The following is a 17,646-nucleotide window of genomic DNA, read 5'->3' as shown; positions in this document are numbered from 1 at the left end:
TCCGCCGTCAGGGGGTGAGCTCGGCGATGACGTGGCCGTCTTGGAGTTCGACGCGGTGATCGGCGTCGTCGATGATCGACAGGTCGTGGGTGGCGACGACCACGGCGATGTCGCGCTCTGCCGCCACGGCGACGATCAGCTTCATGATCTCGGCGCCGGTCCGAGAGTCGAGCTGGCCGGTCGGCTCGTCGGCGACGAGCAGCTGCGGATCGGCAGCGAGGGCACGCGCGATCGCGACTCGCTGCTGCTCGCCACCCGACAACTCGTTCGGACGGTGATCGGCCCGACCGCCGAGGCCGACGACGTCGAGCAGTTCCTCGACCCGCTCGCGGCGCTCGGTGATGCCCTGGAGCCGGAGCGGCACCTCGACATTCTCGGCGGCGCTGAGCATCGGCAGGAGACCGAAACCCTGGAACACGAACGCGACGCTGCGCCGTCGCAACTCGGTCAGTTCGGCGTCGGACGCCGACACGAGATCGAGGCCGCACACCTCGACCCGTCCGGCGTCGGGCCGGTCGAGTCCGCCGATCACATTCAGCAGGGTCGTCTTGCCCGACCCGGACCGTCCGTGCACCGCGAGCAGGGTGCCGGAACGAACCGACAGATCGACCGACTGCAGCGCATGGACGACCGAACGCCCGCCCGTGTACGTCTTGTCGACCCCGTCGAGCACGACGATGTCGGTGGGCTCCGCCGGCTCCGACGAAACGGTCTCGAACATGCTCACGACAGCCCGCCTTGGTCGTGCTCTTCCGGTTTCGCCCAGGCTGCCTCGTCGGTCTCGACGTCTCGCCACACGCCGACGTGGTCGGGTTCCAGCTCGAGCCGCACCCGTCGCTGCAGATCGAGGGCTGCCAGGTAGTGCTCGGGCAGTTGGAGACGGCCGGCCGAATCGAGCACCGAGAACTCGCGGGCAATCACCCGTGACGCGTCGAGCCCGGCTCCTTCCCGGACGATCTCGGAGCTGATGCGACCGTCTCTGATCGACACGGTCCGGTCGACCTGCTGGGACACGAGCGGATCGTGGGTGACGATCACCGCCGTCACTCCGAGTTCCTCGTTGACGCGACGGAGCACTCCGAAGACCTCGATCGCTGTGGCGACGTCGAGCTCGCCGGTGGGCTCGTCGGCGAGAAGGAGCTGCGGGTCGTTCGCCAGCGCGACGGCGATCGCCACGCGCTGCTGCTCGCCACCCGACAGTTCACTCGGTCGATGGTCGGCTCGGTCGATCAGACCCACGAGCTCGAGCAGCTGCTCGGCCCTGATGCGTCGCGTCCGCCGCGACACGCCGGCGATCGCGAGCGGGAACTCGACGTTGCGTCGGGCGTCGAGGTACGGCTGGAGGTTGCGCGACGTCTGCTGCCAGACGAACCCGACGACGTCCCGACGGAACTCGTTGCGTTCGGCGCCCGACATCCGCATCAGGTCGTGCGACCCGACGACGGCGGTCCCGGCGGTCGGCTCGTCGAGCCCGCCCAACACGTTGAGCAGTGTCGACTTGCCCGAACCGGACGCACCGACGACGGTGATGATCTCGCCGGGATCGACGTGCAGGTCGAGCCCCTGGAGCGCGACGACCTCGATCTCGGCCGTCTTGAAGATGCGCACCAGCCCCTCGCAGCGAACGCCGCTGCGGGTGCGGGTGCGTTCGTGCGTCACGAACTGGACCATGGGAACCTCCCCTTCGGAGTGTGGCACCGGATCGAGGGCGCGCTCATGCTGCACCGTCGATCCGGAGGATGTCGGCCGCGTTCGCCACGACGATGCGACGAGCGAGCACCGCCGCCACCATCACCGAGGCGAGCGCGACGGCTGCACCGGCGAGCGCGAGTGCGATCGGGACGGCCTCGATCGAGACCGGCGTGCCACCGGCGAACGCGGACAGGTCGTAGCGGCCCGCGTACGACCGGGCGACGAGCCAGCCGACGAACGTGCCGACGATCGACCCGATGACGGCGGCGGGAACCAGTTCGGCGACGACCGCTGCGACCGTTTCTCGACGACCGGCGCCGAGCACACCGAGGATCGCGACCTCGCGCTGGCGTCGTCGCGCGGTGGCGACGGCCACGGCGGCGAGCGCGACGAGTGACAGCAGCAGCGAGAACGCCGCCGCGACGGCGTAGCCGCGACGAACCATCCGACTCAGCGGGTCGTCGAGCTGTTGCTGCAGGACGTCGGCTCGCACCCGCAGCCGCTCGTCGGCCTCATTCGCAATCGTCTCGATCTCGCCCCGTATCGCCTCGGAGCCACCGACCAGCACCGTGTCGAACCCCGGCTCGACACCGCTGATCTCGGCCATGACCCCGCGGTCGGCGATGAGGAAGTCGATCGTGCGGCCGTAGGCAGCGCCGCGGACCTCGATCACCTCGTACACCTGCCCCGCGCGGGTGCCGACGCCGGCGAAGCGATCGCCGACCCGGACGAGTCGGCCGTTGACCCGATCGGCGGCTACGACGGGGATGGAGCCGTCGAGGCCCGGTTCGGCGAGTTCGAGCGGGAGCGACTGGTCCGCGGCGGTGCCCTCGGTGATCGACTGGACCGCCGCCACGTCGACGGCGTTGAAGGTGGCGCCGAACGCCTCGTCGTCGCGCTCGATGGTGATGCGGGTGTCACCGACGACACCGACGACCGTGTCGGAAACCGCATTCGCGGCCTCGCGGACGCCCGGCTGCCGGGTGTCGATCCGGTAGTCGGCCTCGACCTCGACCCAACTGGCGTCGACGGCGCCGTCGGCGAGCGCTCGATCGACCCCCACACCGAGGGCAGCGACCGTGAGGGCCAACACGATCACGGCGACCACGCCGATGGTCGACTGCGGGTCGGTCGCCACACGACGCAGCCCGACGAGGCGACCGGGACCGAGCGCCAGACCCCGGCGGGCCGCCCTCCCCACGAACGTCGGCACCGCGAAGCGCAGCAGGTAGACGACGCTGAGGGGGACGAGCACCGGGACGAGCACGACCAACAGGTCGGCGCCGTCGGTCGCTGCGGTCACGCCCCGACGCCGGAAGGTGATCACGGCGGCGAAGGTCACGGCGACCAGCACGGTGCCGCCGATCCTCCCCCACCGCCCGAGACCCGGATGTGCGGAAGGCCGGCCCGACACCGTGACCCGGCGGAGCCCTTCCGAGAAGGCGACCAAGCCGGAACACAGCACCGCACCGACCCAGGTCGCGACGACCAGCGGCGCCTCGAGATCGGAGGCATTCGACGAGAAGGCCATGAGGGCCAGACCTCCCCCGACCACGACGGCGATCGTCGCGAGCACCGCCATCTCGACCATCGACCCCCCGACGACCTGCGGCCGCGACGCACCACGAGCACGGGCCACGGTGAGCCAGCCACGACGACGGCCGGCCGCCGCAAGCAAGATCTGGGCGAGGGTGGCCAACACGACACCCAGCACCCCGGCCGCCGCCAGGACGATGGTGGAGCGTCCGGCGTCACGCTGGGCGATCTCGGTCTCGATCACGGGGCGCAACGAGTTGGCGACGCCGGGACGGGTCAGGGTCGGCTGGGTCGAGAACGACGCCTCGAGGGCGAGCACGCCGGCCAGGGTTCCGTCGACGCTGTCGAGCGTGACCGACTCGACGTCGAGATCGCGCCGCTGTTCGAGCGCGAACGGACTCCGCCCGGCTGCGACGAACGGACGCGACGGCAGCTGCTCCGGGTGCACGAGGCCGAAGGCGAAGACGTTGGCACCGATGCCGGTGTCGGCCACGGTCGGGCGATGCGCTCGTGCGTCGCCGAACCAGTACGACTCCAACGGATCGCTGAGTTCGCGGAGCCCGACCAGCTCACCGACGAAGTCGGCCGGCAGCCCGGCATTGAACGAACGGGTCACGACATCGCTCGGATCGACCGTGAGGAGCAGTTGATCGCCGATCTCCCAGCCGAGTTCGGCAGCGGTCTCCGGTGTCACTTCGAACTCGAACACGGCGGCACCGTCGACCACCCGATCGGACGGGGCGGCGCGGCGACCGGCGACGAGTTCGGAGTGGTCATCGATTTCCGGATGCACCCGGAACGTGAGGAACGTCGGGAGCGCCGGCACCTCGGCCGCGTCGGGCTCGGTGCCGGCACGGGCGGCGACGGTGAACCTGCTCGTGTCGGCGACGAACCGCTCGTCGACGAACCGCTCGAGCAGCTCGGGCGAGAGCTGGTCGTCGATCTCGGCGAGACGCTCCCGCTGCAGCTCGAGCGGATCGCCGGTGTCGCCGAGCGGATAGTCGGAGATCACCCGAACCGCGAGCTGGCGTGCCCCGAGCGGTGCGTCCTCGAGCGCTTGCTCGAGGCTGGCTTCCTCGGCGCCGCGCAGCAGGCGCGGCGCCGCCACGGCGCCGAACGCGACGATCGTCAGCAGGGTGAGCATCATGGCCCACACGGCCACCTCGGTACGCCGCCCCATGCCGACGAGGACACTCCAGCCGATCACGTCGTATCCCCGATCCGGAGTTCGTCGGCGGTGCGGTGGCGGCGCAGGAGTCGCGCCGTGACGACCGGCAGGGCCATGCCGGCGGCGACGGCGATCGCCACGATGATCGCCAAGGTCCCCCACGGCACGACCAACTGCGGCGACGGGATCGCCGACGAGCCATCCCGCCCGACCCCGAGGCTCGGCAGCGCGAGTCGGGCGAGCGCGATCCCCGAGACCAGGCCGGCCAGGGCGGAGAAGCCGACCAGCGGCACCGTCTCGAGGAGGAGCCAGCGTCGCAGCTCCGAGGCACGTGTGCCCATCGCTCGCAGGACGGCGAACGCCGGTCGTCGTTCTCGACCTCCGACGACGGCGGTCAGGACGAGGCCGATGGCTGCGACGACGAGTGATGCGGCGAGGGCGAGCGCGAGGCTGCCCGAGAGCCCGACCGTGACCGGTTCTCGGCTCAGCGTTCGTGCGGTCTGGCGGCGCTCGACCGCCGAGACGACATCGTAGGGAGGGCCGGCCAGTTGGCGCTGGATCTCGAGGGCCGTCTCCTCGTCGGCGGCGACCGCCCACGAGTCGGGCGTCTCCACACGACGGGACCGGTCGTACAGATCGAGGGCGACCGTCTCCCAGTCGGCGACGAACGCGATCGGTTCGTCGATCAGGAACGGCACGACCGGCACCACACCGACGATCCGCAGGTCGACCGCTGCCCCGTTCAGACGGGCGACCAGACGGTCGTCGACACCGAGCGATGTGGCATCGAGGAGGCCCGGCGTCACCACGATGGGGATCTCGCTCCCCGCTCCCCCGCCGAACGGACCCGTGTCGATGGTGAGGGTGTAGGCAGCGTTCACGCGCTGGGTCGAACCCGAGTCGGCGACGATGCGCATGCCGGCGTCGGTGCCGGTCACGTCGTTCGACGGTGGGCTCAACACGTCGCCGAGCGTCGCACTACTCACCGTCCACGAAGCCTCGAGCGAGAACGATCGGTCACCCACCCCGGCCGGGCCGAGCTCGAGGGTGTACTCGGCCGGATCGAGCGGTTCGTCGGTGAACGGGACGTCGCGGACCGACGGAAAGGCCACGTCGAGCGAGACGAGGCGGAGCGGGCCGTCGAGGCCGAGCGACACACCGGGCACCTCCTCGTTCCGGAGGGGGAAGGTGACCGATCCGCTGGTGGTGTCGAGCGGGATCCGATCACCGTCGATGTACACCGGCGTTCCCGTCCGGTCGAGCACGGTCGCGGACAACCGGATGTCGCCACGCGCCGTGGCGGGACGGGCCTCCAACTCGTAGTCGACGACCAGATCGGCGGTCGCGTCGCCCAGATGGATTCCTCCGATGTCGACCGGATCGTGGAGTCGCGCGAACGAGCCGGCGCTGCCGAGGTCGCCGTAGAGGTCACTCCGGAGGCGGAGCGTTCCCTCGAGCGCGGCGGCGTCGGTGAGGACGACCGGCACCGCGCTGAGTTCGGCCGACACGGCGGCGGTCGGACGGTCGACGGGGACGACCTGTTCGACGCCGTCGAGCTGCAGGTACGCGTCGGCCACGTAACGCTGGGGCAGCGTCGCGGCCGGTCGCGGGTCGGGGGTGATCACCAGGTCGGCCGAGACCTCGGCGTCGGCCTGATCGGCGAGCGATCGTTGCCACGACGCACCGTGCACGGCAGCGAACGTACCGACGGTGACGGCGAGCACGATCAGCACCGACGTCCGAGCCGTCCGTGCCGGTCGGCGGGCGATCTCCCACCCGGCGAGCGCGAGCGACAAGCCGCCCTGGCGGGCGGTCACCCGTTGGGCCAGGTCAGCGACGACGGCGATGAGACGCAGGGTGATCAGTGACGCAGCGATCACGCCGAGGGTCGGAGCGAGCACCAGGACCGGGTCGGTGCCGAGGCGACCGCTCAGATCGCTCGTGGCCGCCGACGAACCGCCGAGACGCCACAGACCGAGGATGGCGAGCGCCGCGATGACCAGATCGAGGCCCGAGCGTTGCAACGGCAAGGAGCGGTCGGGGCGGGCACGGGCCGCTTGTGATCGAGCGAACCCGCGCGCCGACCGCACCGCCGGCCACGTGACGATGGCGACGACGAGCACGCCGACGATTCCTGCGCCGACCCACGCCGTCACCGAACGCTCGGGGCGCAGATCGAGCGCCGTCTGGGCGACGGGCCCCCACCGTTCGATGAGTTCGACGACGCGGCCGCCGAGGATCGGGCCGAGGATGACCGCGGGCACGGCGATCACGAGCGACTCGACCGCCGCCATCGCGCCGAGCTGCTCCGCCGTCGCACCTCGCGACCTCAGCATCGACGTCTCGACGGCTCGCGACGAGACGAGCACGGCCGCAGACAGACCGACGCCGTAGAGGGCGATGCCGACGAGCTGGAGGAGGATGGCGGCGATCACGGCACCGGTGGCGCCGATCGCCGTGTCGGTCGTGGTGAGCAGATCGGGTAACTCGGTGTCGACGACGAGTGTCGTCGCGTCGATGCGGTCGCCGATCGCAGTCCCCATGCCGGCGACGCCCCGTCGAAGTCGCTGGATGTCGTCGGTGGTGATCGAGACCGGTTCGGGGACGACCCGCCACCGGATGTTCGCCGTGCCGCCGAGTTCGGCCAACGCCTCCGGTTCGACGAAGAACGGACCGATCTCGGTGAACGACCCGTTGGGGCTGACGCCGTCGCGGAACAGTGGCTGGTCCCACCACACCTTGTCGAGTCGATCGGCGGGCTCGACGAGTGCAACGACCTCGACGGCGACGGGTTCGTCCGAGCCACGGGCCAGCACGATCACGTCGCCCGGAGCGAGCCCGAGCAACTCGGCTGCTTCGACGTGGATGCGTGCGGGGATGGCGTCGGGGTCCTGCGGCGGCGTCGAGGCGGTTTCGACGAACACGTCCCCGTCGGCGACGCCGAGGGTGGTGATCCAGCCGTCCGCGGTCCGGTTTGCGGGCAGCTGGTACGTGTCGGAGCGGACGAGCAGAAGGTCGTCGCGCTCGCCGGGGAGGCGGGCATCGGCGAGCCGTGTCAGCGACCGGTCGACTGCGACCACGTCGGCGGCCGGGGTCCGGAACGACGCCTCGAAACCGCTGGCGGCCGGACGGGCGTCGAGCAGGGTGCTGCGGAGCCCTGCTTCGACGATCGCGGAGGAGTACATCGGTACGGCGGCGACGAGTGTGGTGGCGACGGTCGCCATCACGAGCGCGGCGACGAGGAGCATCACCGATGCCCTGCTGCGCGGCAGGACCGAGAACATGGGTTGGGTCAGGTTCACGCTGAGAACGGGGCCTCCCCCAGCCCCGTGCGCATCGTACGCGATCGTGACGACGTCGGCGGCGCACGCTCGACCGGCCCGACGGGAGCGCTGGCTATCGTGCAGCGGCATGCGTGATCAGCTCGCCGCCGCGCTCGGATCGCCCGTCGTGGCCATGGCGAGGCTCGGCGGGGGCGACGTCGCCGAGTCGTACCGGGTCGACCTCGAAGACCGTCGCAGGGTGTTCGCCAAGACGCACCGGGATCCTCCGGCACACTTCTTCTCGACCGAAGCCGAGGGATTGCGGTGGCTCCGGGAGCCCGGCGTGCTGCCGGTGCCCGACGTGCTCGCGGTCTCGGACGGCGACGACGGTGCAGCGTTCCTGGCGCTCGAATGGATCGACGAAGGCGGCCGGGCGGAGGACGAGGCGGCGTTCGGCCGATCACTCGCCCGACTGCACCGGTTCGGCCTCCCCACCTTCGGCCGCACCGACCGACGGACCACCGGCAGTCGGGCACTGCCGAACGACCCCTGCGACACGTGGGTCGAGTTCTTCCGCGAGCGCCGGCTGGTGCCGCTGCGGCGGCTGGCCGGCGACAGTGGGGCGCTCCCTGTCCGGACCCTGGAGAAGCTCGACGCGGTGATCGAGCGACTCGACGAGGTGGGCGGTCCGCCCGAACCTCCGGCTCGGTTGCACGGCGACCTGTGGGCAGGCAACCGCATCGTCGATCGAGCGGGTCGATCGTGGCTGATCGACCCGGCTGCGCACGGCGGGCACCGTGAGTTCGACCTGGCCATGATGCGGCTGTTCGGCGGGTACGGCGTTGACGCATTCGCCGCCTACGACGACGAGTTCCCGCTCGCCGACGGCTGGGAGCAACGCATCCCGCTGCACCAGTTGGCCCCGCTGACGGTGCACGCCGTCAAGTTCGGCGGCGGCTACGCCGGCGCGACCGAACGCGCCCTCGACGCCGTGCTGGCATCGTGACCGCGGCTATTCGCTGGTCAGGGCCCGCATCGCGAGCCAGAATGTCGGCATGCGTTGGATGGCGGTCCCGGTTCTTGTTCTCACACTCGCGGCATGCGGCGGAGGTGACGACGACGCCAGCAGTTCGATCGACGCTGTGACGACGTCCGCTCCCGAGACCACGGCGCCCGAGACCACCGCACCCGCTCCGACGACGACGGACGCCCCGAGCGGTGGCGGCGGCGGTGGGGGCGCAGCGACGACAGCCCCGGCGGAGACCACGACCGTCCCGACGACCGCACCGCCGACGACCGCCCCGGCACCGACGACCGTGCCCCCGACGACGGCCGCTCCCACACCCGGCGAGTGCCTGGTCGGCAACTGGGTGATCACCCAGGACGAGATGAACGCCTTCTACGACACCCTCGAAGCGACGGTCGGCGCCCCGCTCGACATCACGGTGTCGGGCCAGACGCTGCTCGACCTCACCGCCGACACCTACCTGTACACCGCGGACTTCGATCTCGTGGTCAGCGCGGTCGGCACCAGTGGTGAAGGGCAGTCGAGCGGCACCGTCAGTGGCACCTACACCGCTGATGACGGTGTCATCGTCACGACCCTCGGTTCGAGCAACCTGAGCGTGATCGTGACCGTCGGTGGCCAGACGCTCGACGAGAGCGCCTTCGCGAACGGCCTCCTCGGAAGCGTGCCGATCAACGATGCGCCGTACGACTGTTCCGGACCGACGCCGGTCATCATGTTCGAGACGGCGGATCCCGGGGTTCGTCACCCGGTGACGTTGACGCCGGCGTGATCAGCTGCGCCACTCGAGCACGCTGAACGAGCCGAGGCCTGCCAGGTCGAGGAGCGCCTCGGCCTCGCTCACGCGGCTGCGCATGCGCATCGCCGCGAGGTCGGGTCGGGCGGCGTGTTCGGCCCAGTACTGCTTGCCCTCGTCGACGAGGTCGGCGATGCCGTGGAGCTGCAGCCACTGGGCTTGCGAACGAACGGCGTCGGGGGTGGGCAGCTGGTCGATCGCGACCTCGGTCGTGATGTCCTGCTGGCCGGGATCGGCGAGGTAGTGGCCGCCGCGCTCATGGCCGCGGTAGGTGCGGAGCCACTCACGCCACGGCCGGGCGGCAAGTTCGGCCGTCGTTGCCGAGCAGTAGTCGATCGCGACGACCGAGCCGTTCCGCACGAGTGATCGCGCATGATCGACCCAGTCGCGTGCCCGCTGGTGGAGTGGGGCTCGCGCTCCGTGCGGTGCGGGCACGGGCAGGGTGGCCGGGGCCGGGTCGAACGGGGCGCTCAGCTGTTCGACGAGCTGGCCGTCGGGCAGTCGGACGACGAATGCTTCACGCCAGCCACCGTCGAACACGGCGAGACGGAACGGCAGGTTGTCGAGCAGTTCGTTCGCGACGACGACACCGTCGAACGGCGCGGTCGGCAGGTCGGCGACCGACTCGACCTCGTCGGGGTGCTGTTCGCGCTGATGATCGGCGATCTCGACGGCGACGTATCGCAGGGCCGATCGGCAGGCCGGTTCGGCGGCGAGCACCGACCGGGCGAGCGCACCGGGTCCGGCACCGGCGTCGACGACGGTGAAGGTGTCGGGACGTCCGATGCGTTCCCACTCGCTGTCGAGGTAGCGGGCGACCACGGCGCCGAAGAGGGGGCCGACCTCGGGCGAGGTGATGAAGTCGCCACGACGCCCGGCCTTGCCGCCTTGTGTGTAGAACCCGCCGGCCCCATAGAGCGCCACCTCCATGAACCCGTCGAACCCCAGCGCCTGCTCCGCCATCCCACAAACCCTACGACGAATGGTGTCGCTCACCCTGCAACGGGTACGGGATCAGATCCCTTTCTTCGCACCCCTTCTGAGGCCGAGTCGGTTTCGTCGAGTGCAAGGCGCGACGAACCCGGACCCTGCAGTTGGTGTGAACGCAGGCCCATTGTGCGTAGCTAGGCGGATCAGATCGTTCGAGTGCAAGGCGCGACGAGCCCCGTCGGCCTTTCGGCCGACGGCGGCGAGGCGGAACGCAGCAATCGGACGATCTGGCCGCTCAGCCGCCGAAGGCGCCGGTGAGATCGGGGAGATCGGCGAACCGCATGACGAGGCCCGGGAACAGTCCCAGCACGACGGTGCCGATGGTGCAGATACCCAGCGCAGCCCAGATCGGCTGCGGTACCGAGATCTTGCTCGTGTCGCCGTCGGGGACGGGCTTCATCCAGATCTCTCGCAGCACCCGCATGTAGTACGCCGCCGAGATGACGGTGTTGACGGCCGCGATGATGGCGAGGGTGTAACCCATGCCGGTCGCCGCGTCGACGACGGCCTTGAAGGCGGCGAGCTTGGCGATCCAGATACCGAGCGGCGGGATGCCGGTGAGCGACGCCAGGAAGATCGTCATCAGGGCGCCGAGGCCGGGTGCGTACGACATGAGGCCACCGAACGAGGAGATCTCGCCGCTCTTGGTCTTGCGGCTGACGGCCATCACCACGGCGAACGCACCGAGGTTCGACAGGGCGTAGATCAGGAGGTAGATCACGACCGCCTTGAGCGCCGACTCGGTGGCGTCGCCGGACGCCATGACGGCGAGCGGCATGAGGATGAAGCCACCCTGGCTGACCGACGAGTAGGCCAACATGCGGACGATGTTGGTCTGGCGGAGTGCGAGCACGTTGCCGACCGTCATCGTGAGTGCGGCGAGCACGAAGATGAACGGTTCGTAGACGCCATCGGCCGAGTAGAGCGCGATGAACAGCAGCGAGAGCAGACCGACGAAACCGGCGGCCTTCGAGGCGACCGACAAGAAGGCGGTCACCGGGAGCGGCGCACCCTGGTAGGTGTCGGGTGCCCAGGTGTGGAACGGCACGGCCGAGACCTTGAAGCCGAACCCGACGATCACGAACGCCACGGCGATGACCTGCATCGCGAGGAGGCCGCCGTCGGCGTCGGCGAGTGCCGAGCCGATCTCGGTGAGCTTGGTGGAGCCGGTCGTGCCGTACAGGTAGCTCATGCCATAGAGCAGGACGCCGGAGGCGAACACGCCGAGCAGGTAGTACTTGACGCCGGCCTCGTTGGAGCGGACGTCGCGCTTGCGCCACGCGGCCATCATGTAGGCCGGGATCGAGAGCAGTTCGAGTGACACGAAGATCGACACGAGGTCGCGGCTCGATGCCATGGCGACCATGCCGAGCACGCTGACGAGCATCAGCACGTAGAACTCGCCGATGTAGTAGCCGCCCTCTTCGAGTTCGGTCTGGCTCATCAGCACGATGAGGTAACCGATCACGAGGAACAGCGCCTTCAGGATGAGGGCGTACTCGTCGACCACGTAGCGGTCGAAGAACATCGATCGGGTGTCGTCGCCGACGACGGCGAGGGTCACGACCGGCACGAGGGCGCCGAGCATGACGAAGCCGGTCAGCGACGCGATCATCCACTTCTTGCTCTCGTCGATCCAGAGATCGACGAGGAGGATGAGGTTGATGCCCACGACGAGGATCAGCTCGGGCGCGATGCCGTGCCAATCGATGTCGGGCCGAGTCCACTCGGCCGCTTGGGCGAGGAGCGTGGCGATCATCAGCCGACGCCCGCCTCGATGACGTTGACGAGTTCGACGACGGCCGGGTCCATGATCTCGAACATGAGCTGCGGGTAGACACCGAAGACGACGATGGCGATCAGGAACGGCGTCCAGGCGATCCACTCGAGGGTGGTCACGTCGTGGATGTCGGCACCGTGATGGTCATCGTTGGCGGCGGCGCTGAGCGAGTGGGCGTGCTGGTTCGGCACGAACTCGGGGTTCGGGTTGCCGAAGGCGGTGCGCTGGTACAGCCAGAGCAGGTACGCAGCGGCGAGCACCGTGCCGAGGGCGGCGATGACGGTGAGCACCCGGTACAGGTCGAGCTGGTCGGCGAGGATCGCCTCGTTCGGGTTCCACGAGGCGAGCAGGGCCGGGAACTCGCCCCAGAACCCGGCCAGGCCGGGAAGGCCGAGCGAGGCCATTGCCGAGAAGCCGAGCAGCCAGCCGAGCTTCGGCATCTGGACGAGCATGCCGGACAGGCGGCTGATCTCGAGGGTGTGGTAGCGGTGCTTGACCGATCCGGCGATGAAGAAGAGCATGCCGGTGATCAGGCCGTGGGCGACCATGCCGAACAGGGCGGCGTTGATGCCGGTGACCGTGAGGGTCGAGATGCCGAGCATGACGAAGCCCATGTGGGCGACCGACGAGAAGGCGATCAGTCGCTTCATGTCGGTCTGGGCCAGACAGCCGAGGGCACCGTAGATGATGCCGATCACGGCGAGGATGGCGATGACCGGGGCCCACGCCTCGGCGCCCTGGGGCAGCATCGGCAGGGCGATGCGGACGAAGCCGTACGTACCGAGCTTCAGCAGGATGGCGGCCAGGATGACCGAACCTTGCGTGGGCGCCTGGGTGTGGGCGTCGGGCAGCCAGGTGTGGAACGGGAACATCGGCACCTTGACGGCGAAGCCGATGAACATGCCGGTGAAGATCCAGATCTGGGTGTTGCGACCGATGCCGGCGCCCGCTTCGTACAGGTGCTGGAAGGCGAAGCTCTCGGCGCCGGTCTTGTAGTAGATGGCGAGGAACGCGACGAGCATCAGCGCCGAGCCGAACATCGTGTAGAGGAAGAACTTCAGCGAGGCGTACTGGCGGTCTTCGCCACCCCACACACCGATCATGAAGTACATCGGCAGCAGGACGATCTCGAAGAAGACGAAGAACAGGATCAGGTCTTGTGCGATGAACGAGCCCGCCATGCCGACCTGCAGGACCAGCATGAGCATCAGGAACATCTTCGGGTTCCCGGCATCGGGCATGTTGCCGTAGGTGTAGATCGCGACGAGGAACGTCACGACCATCGACAGGAAGTACAGCGGCAGGCTGATGCCGTCGAGGCCGATGTTGTAGTTGGAGTTGATCACCGAGATCCACTCCTCGTTGACCACGAACTGGAGCTGCCCGCTCGCGTCGTAGTCGTACTGGATCAGCGTGATGAGGCCGACCACCAACGTGGCACCGGCGGTGACGATGGCGATCATCTTGTGCAGCTGCTCTTCGGCTGCGGAGATGAACATCATGATCACCACGCCCACCAACGGCAGGAAGGTGCCGATGGTGAGGAGTTCGTTGTTCTTGAAAGGATCCATCTGTCGAAACTGCCTTAGCCGTTGAGGATGATCAGGAGGATGGCACCGATGCCGGCGGCGCCGAACAGCAGCGCGCCGTACTGGTTGACCTTGCCGGACTGGACGGGTTGGAGGGCGTGGCCGCCTTCGGAGGCGGCCTTCCCCGATGCGTTGACCGCGCCGTCGACCACTCGCTGGTCGACGTTGCGGTAGACCCAGCCGCCGAGGCGGCGGGTGACGATACCGACGGTGTTGACGATGCCGTCGATGACGTTCTGGTTGAACCAGTAGGCCGCCTTCGCGATCGGGTGGGCGATCGCGTGCACGATGACCTTCTCGTAGAGGTGGTCGAGGTACAGCTTGTTGACCAGGAACGAGTGGATCGCGCCGATCGGCTTGACCCGCTCGGTGAGTCCGACCGTCGGTGACAGGAAGTTCTTGCGTCGACCGAACACGGCCAGGCTCATGAACCAGCTCACGAGAATGCCGAGCGCGACCAGGATCAGACCCGGTGCAGCGTTGGCCCACGTGAACACCGGCGGTGCCGGGACCTTGAACGGGCCGGGCGCCTCGTACGAGTGGTCGCCGCCACCGGACTCGGCGGCGACGAAGCCGCCTCCGGCACCGAGGGCGAGCTCGTCGACGGAGCCGAGCAGCGCTTCTTCGTGCTCCTCGTCGTCGCCGTGCTCTTCTTCGTCGCTGTGGTCGCCGTGGTCGATCGGCAGTCCGATCGACGACTCGGTCTGGTGTTCGAACCAGTAGATCTTGAGCGCCGGTGCGTTGAGATAGCCGGCACCGATCGCCAGCGCCGCGAGGATGATGAGCGGGGCGGTGATCTTCCACGGCGAGTCGAACGGCGCGAACGGCAGCGGACGTCCGTGCGTGGCGTGGTCGTCGTGGTGGTCGTCGTGACCGTGATCGTCGTGCGCGTCGTGGGCGCCGTGCGTGTCGGCGGTGTGGAGCGGGGCGTCGACCGTCTCGTCGGGCAGGTGGCCGTCGGCGTGCTCGGCCTCGTCGGGGTGGGCCGAGTGCTCGTGCACCTCGCCGGTGGTGTCGTGCTCGACACCCATGAAGTGGGCGGCGGCGCCGCGCGGCTTGCCGAAGAAGGTGAGATAGGTCGCCCGCGTCATGTAGGCGGCCGTCATGAACGCACCGATGATGCCGGCGTAGTAGAACCACGTGTACTCGTAGTGCTTCGCCGAGTCGATGATCTCGTCCTTCGAGAAGAAACCGGCGGTGAAGGGGATGCCCATCAGCGCAGCGGTCGAGACCATCCAGGCACCGAACGTGACCGGCATCTTCTTCCAGATGCCGCCCATGTCTTTCTTCATGTCGAAGCTGTGGTGCGCCGCGGTGTGGCTGATCGAGCCGGCGGCGAGGAACAGGCAGCACTTGAAGAAGGCGTGCGTGAAGATGTGGAACACGGCACCGGTCCAGGCGCCGATACCCAGGCCCATCATCATGTAGCCGAGCTGCGACACCGTCGAGTAGGCGAGCACCTTCTTGATGTCGTTCTGGACGAAGGCGAGCGCGGCGGCGATCAGCAGGGTGATGCCACCGATGGCGGCGATCAGGTTGACCGACTGTCCGGCGGCGTTGATGTCGAGACCGACGTGGAACACCGGGTAGATGCGGGCGACGAGGAACACGCCGGCAACGACCATGGTCGAGCTGTGGAGCAGCGACGAGACAGGCGTCGGGCCGGCCATGGCGTCGGGGAGCCAGGTGTGGAGCGGGAACTGGCCCGACTTGCCGATGCAGGCGATGAACAACGCCACTGCGGTCCACATGAGCATGTTCTTGCTGTCGAACTCACCGGCAGCGGCGAGTTCGTTGATCTCGGAGATCTGGAGCGTGCCGAAGATCGCGAGCAGCATCGCCGTGCCGACCAGCAGGCCCATGTCGCCGACACGGACGGTGAAGAACGCCTTGAGCGCCGCACGGCTGTTGGCCTGTTCTTCCCACCAGTGTCCGATGAGCATGAACGAGCAGAGACCCATGATCTCCCAGCCGAGGATCAGCTGGACCATGTCGGGAGCCAGGACCATGGCGAGCATGCCCGACGAGAAGAGGGTGAGCGCGGCGAAGAAGTGGGTGTAGCGACGGTCGCCGTTGACGTACTCGGTGGAGTACAGCTGCACGAGCGTCGAGATGAACGCCACGAGCAGCAGGGCCATGATGGCGAGACCGTCGATGTGCTGGCCGAGGCCGAACTCGTACGGGCCCGACTGCCACCACACGATCTCGCGGATGACGGGTTCGACCTCGTAGTTGCCGGCTTCGTCGTAGTGGCTGGTGGTGGACGAGATCCACTGCCAGGTGGCGCCGGCGGCGACGAACAGCGAACCGAGCATCGCGACGATGCCGAACTCGCTGCCGCCACGGGGCAGCTTCTTGCCGAAGAACAGGATGAGGAAGAACGCGACGGCCGGGATGACCGGGATCAGCCAGGCGTTCTCGAGGAACCACCCGCTGGCTTCGCCGACGGCGTGGCCGGATTCTTCTGCGGCGAGCAACATGGAGGGTCGGCTCATCCCTTCATCTCCGAGAGTTCATCGAGCGCGATCGAACGCCGGTTGCGGTAGATCATCAGCACCATGGCGAGACCGACACCGACTTCGGCGGCGGCGATCGCGATCACGAACAGGGCGAACACGTGCCCGTCGATCGAGTTGTTCATCAGCGCGAAGGCGACGAGGTTCAGGTTGACCGAGTTGAGGATCAGCTCGATCGACATGAGCACCATGACCGCGTTCTTGCGGGCGAGGACGCCGTAGACACCGAACGAGAAGAGCGCGGCGCTGAGGAGGAGGAAGTTGAACGCGTACATCGGTCAGTCCTTCCGGGCCAGCACGATGGCGCCGATGGCGGCGGCGAGCAGGACGAACGAGACGGCGATCAGGGGTACGAGGTAGGCGCCGAGGTAGGCGTCGGAGATCGCCGTCGTCGCCGATGCGATCTGTTCCTCGGTCGGGTCGGTGAGGGTCGCGTCCTCGGTGAAGTCGAGGGTGACGTAGGCGAGCACGCCGAACATCAGGAGGGCGACGGGGATGCCGACGGCCCAGTTCTTGTTGTTGACGTCGGTCTCTTCACCGATCGTGGCCCGGGTGAGCATGATGCCGAACAGGAACAGCACCATGACGGCACCGATGTAGACGAGCACCTGCGAGATCGCCACGAACTCGGCGGCGGCGAGAATGTACTGCGCGGCGATGCCGCCGAGCACGACCACCAGCCACAGGGCGGCGTGGACGACGTTGCGGGTCGTGACGACCCGGAATGCGCCCCACAGCATCAGCGCTGCGATGATCCAGAAGCCGACGTTCTGGGCGACGTTGACCCCGTCGTTGGCTTGGGCGAGGAGGCTCATTTCTTGGCCGCCCCCGCTTCGAGCTCGGGCGCCTCGGGCACGGTCTCCATCCACTCACCGAGCTTCTCCTTGTCGTGGAGCAGGTCGGCGATGCGGGGCTCGGAGTACTCGTACTCGGGGCTCCAGAAGAGGGCGTCGAACGGACACACCTCGACGCAGATACCGCAGTACATGCAGAGCGCGTAGTCGATGTCGAACCGGTCGAGGTGGTTGACCTGGCGGGGCTTGCCGCCGGCGCGACGAGGCGGGGCGAGCTGCTTGTGGGCCTCGATGTAGATGCACCAGTCGGGGCACGAGCGGGCACACAGCATGCAGGCCGTGCAGTTGTCCTCGCGAAGCGCGATGACGCCGCGGGCGCGGACGGGCGGGGTCTCCTTGGCATGCGGATACTGGACCGTGGCCGCACCGTCTTTCGCGGTGCGGAACATGGTTCCCATCGTGATGCCGAGGCCCTTGATCAGGCCCGGGACTTTC

The 17,646-nt window shown here is 68.5% G+C and carries 13 protein-coding genes; 2 read left to right on the top strand and 11 right to left on the bottom strand.

The genetic code is table 11. From position 1 onward, the window contains the following. Positions 1-7: 7 nt before the first annotated feature. Genes BDK89_RS04150 through BDK89_RS04135 form a run of 4 tightly spaced genes read right to left on the bottom strand, consistent with a single transcriptional unit; the run spans position 8 to position 7,698 of the window. On the bottom strand, positions 8-721 hold the full coding sequence (locus BDK89_RS04150; protein WP_133870970.1) for an ABC transporter ATP-binding protein: 714 nt from the start codon (positions 719-721) through the stop codon (positions 8-10). Positions 722-723: 2 nt separating this feature from the next. Further along, on the bottom strand, positions 724-1,671 hold the full coding sequence (locus BDK89_RS04145; RefSeq protein WP_133867751.1) for an ABC transporter ATP-binding protein: 948 nt from the start codon (positions 1,669-1,671) through the stop codon (positions 724-726). A gap of 43 nt (positions 1,672-1,714) precedes the next feature. Further along, positions 1,715-4,435, bottom strand: coding sequence for an ABC transporter permease (locus tag BDK89_RS04140; RefSeq protein ID WP_133867750.1), 2,721 nt, complete (start codon positions 4,433-4,435; stop codon positions 1,715-1,717). Then, entirely contained in the window at positions 4,432-7,698 is a 3,267-nt protein-coding gene (locus BDK89_RS04135; RefSeq protein WP_133867749.1) for an ABC transporter permease, read from the bottom strand. The genes BDK89_RS04140 and BDK89_RS04135 overlap by 4 nt, the downstream gene beginning before the upstream one ends. A 109-nt stretch (positions 7,699-7,807) precedes the next feature. On the opposite strand from BDK89_RS04135, the gene BDK89_RS04130 reads away from it, so the two are divergent. Both BDK89_RS04130 and BDK89_RS04125 read left to right on the top strand, forming a co-directional pair. Continuing rightward, on the top strand, positions 7,808-8,665 hold the full coding sequence (locus BDK89_RS04130) for a fructosamine kinase family protein (RefSeq protein WP_133867748.1): 858 nt from the start codon (positions 7,808-7,810) through the stop codon (positions 8,663-8,665). A gap of 136 nt (positions 8,666-8,801) precedes the next feature. Then, a complete protein-coding gene (locus BDK89_RS04125) occupies positions 8,802-9,458 on the top strand; it encodes a hypothetical protein (protein WP_133867747.1) in 657 nt (218 codons plus the stop codon). Here the strand turns inward: BDK89_RS04125 and BDK89_RS04120 are convergent, their stop codons facing one another. The 7 genes from BDK89_RS04120 to BDK89_RS04090 form a co-directional block, all read right to left on the bottom strand. Beyond that, positions 9,459-10,445, bottom strand: coding sequence for an SAM-dependent methyltransferase (locus BDK89_RS04120; RefSeq protein WP_133867746.1), 987 nt, complete (start codon positions 10,443-10,445; stop codon positions 9,459-9,461). A 262-nt stretch (positions 10,446-10,707) separates the two neighbouring features. After that, the gene (locus BDK89_RS04115; protein WP_133867745.1) at positions 10,708-12,231 is read right to left on the bottom strand and encodes an NADH-quinone oxidoreductase subunit N; all 1,524 of its coding nucleotides are present in this window, start codon (positions 12,229-12,231) and stop codon (positions 10,708-10,710) included. After that, a complete protein-coding gene (locus BDK89_RS04110; RefSeq protein ID WP_133867744.1) occupies positions 12,231-13,823 on the bottom strand; it encodes a complex I subunit 4 family protein in 1,593 nt (530 codons plus the stop codon). Before BDK89_RS04110 ends, BDK89_RS04115 begins: the two co-directional genes overlap by 1 nt. A gap of 14 nt (positions 13,824-13,837) precedes the next feature. Beyond that, on the bottom strand, positions 13,838-16,336 hold the full coding sequence (locus tag BDK89_RS04105; RefSeq protein ID WP_133867743.1) for an NADH-quinone oxidoreductase subunit 5 family protein: 2,499 nt from the start codon (positions 16,334-16,336) through the stop codon (positions 13,838-13,840). Then, on the bottom strand, positions 16,333-16,632 hold the full coding sequence (gene nuoK / locus BDK89_RS04100) for an NADH-quinone oxidoreductase subunit NuoK (RefSeq protein WP_133867742.1): 300 nt from the start codon (positions 16,630-16,632) through the stop codon (positions 16,333-16,335). Before nuoK ends, BDK89_RS04105 begins: the two co-directional genes overlap by 4 nt. Positions 16,633-16,635: 3 nt before the next feature. After that, the gene (locus tag BDK89_RS04095; protein ID WP_133867741.1) at positions 16,636-17,172 is read right to left on the bottom strand and encodes an NADH-quinone oxidoreductase subunit J family protein; all 537 of its coding nucleotides are present in this window, start codon (positions 17,170-17,172) and stop codon (positions 16,636-16,638) included. After that, positions 17,169-17,600 (bottom strand): 4Fe-4S binding protein, encoded by a 432-nt coding sequence (locus tag BDK89_RS04090; RefSeq protein ID WP_243839088.1) that lies wholly within the window; start codon positions 17,598-17,600, stop codon positions 17,169-17,171. The genes BDK89_RS04095 and BDK89_RS04090 overlap by 4 nt, the downstream gene beginning before the upstream one ends. Positions 17,601-17,646 lie beyond the last annotated feature (46 nt).

It is taken from the genome of Ilumatobacter fluminis, assembly GCF_004364865.1.
Taxonomy (GTDB): Bacteria; Actinomycetota; Acidimicrobiia; order Acidimicrobiales; family Ilumatobacteraceae; genus Ilumatobacter; species Ilumatobacter fluminis.
This window is presented reverse-complemented; position numbering and strand designations above follow the sequence as displayed.

Excerpts from the sequence above, each read along its gene's own strand:
- BDK89_RS04120 (WP_133867746.1), bottom strand. The coding sequence starts at position 10,445 with ATGGCGGAGCAGGCGCTGGGGTTCGACGGGTTCATGGAGGTGGCGCTC.
- nuoK (WP_133867742.1), bottom strand. The coding sequence starts at position 16,632 with ATGTACGCGTTCAACTTCCTCCTCCTCAGCGCCGCGCTCTTCTCGTTC.
- BDK89_RS04105 (WP_133867743.1), bottom strand. The coding sequence starts at position 16,336 with ATGAGCCGACCCTCCATGTTGCTCGCCGCAGAAGAATCCGGCCACGCC.
- BDK89_RS04095 (WP_133867741.1), bottom strand. The coding sequence starts at position 17,172 with ATGAGCCTCCTCGCCCAAGCCAACGACGGGGTCAACGTCGCCCAGAAC.
- BDK89_RS04090 (WP_243839088.1), bottom strand. The coding sequence starts at position 17,600 with ATGTTCCGCACCGCGAAAGACGGTGCGGCCACGGTCCAGTATCCGCAT.
- BDK89_RS04150 (WP_133870970.1), bottom strand. The coding sequence starts at position 721 with ATGTTCGAGACCGTTTCGTCGGAGCCGGCGGAGCCCACCGACATCGTC.
- BDK89_RS04110 (WP_133867744.1), bottom strand. The coding sequence starts at position 13,823 with ATGGATCCTTTCAAGAACAACGAACTCCTCACCATCGGCACCTTCCTG.
- BDK89_RS04130 (WP_133867748.1), top strand. The coding sequence starts at position 7,808 with ATGCGTGATCAGCTCGCCGCCGCGCTCGGATCGCCCGTCGTGGCCATG.
- BDK89_RS04145 (WP_133867751.1), bottom strand. The coding sequence starts at position 1,671 with ATGGTCCAGTTCGTGACGCACGAACGCACCCGCACCCGCAGCGGCGTT.
- BDK89_RS04115 (WP_133867745.1), bottom strand. The coding sequence starts at position 12,231 with ATGATCGCCACGCTCCTCGCCCAAGCGGCCGAGTGGACTCGGCCCGAC.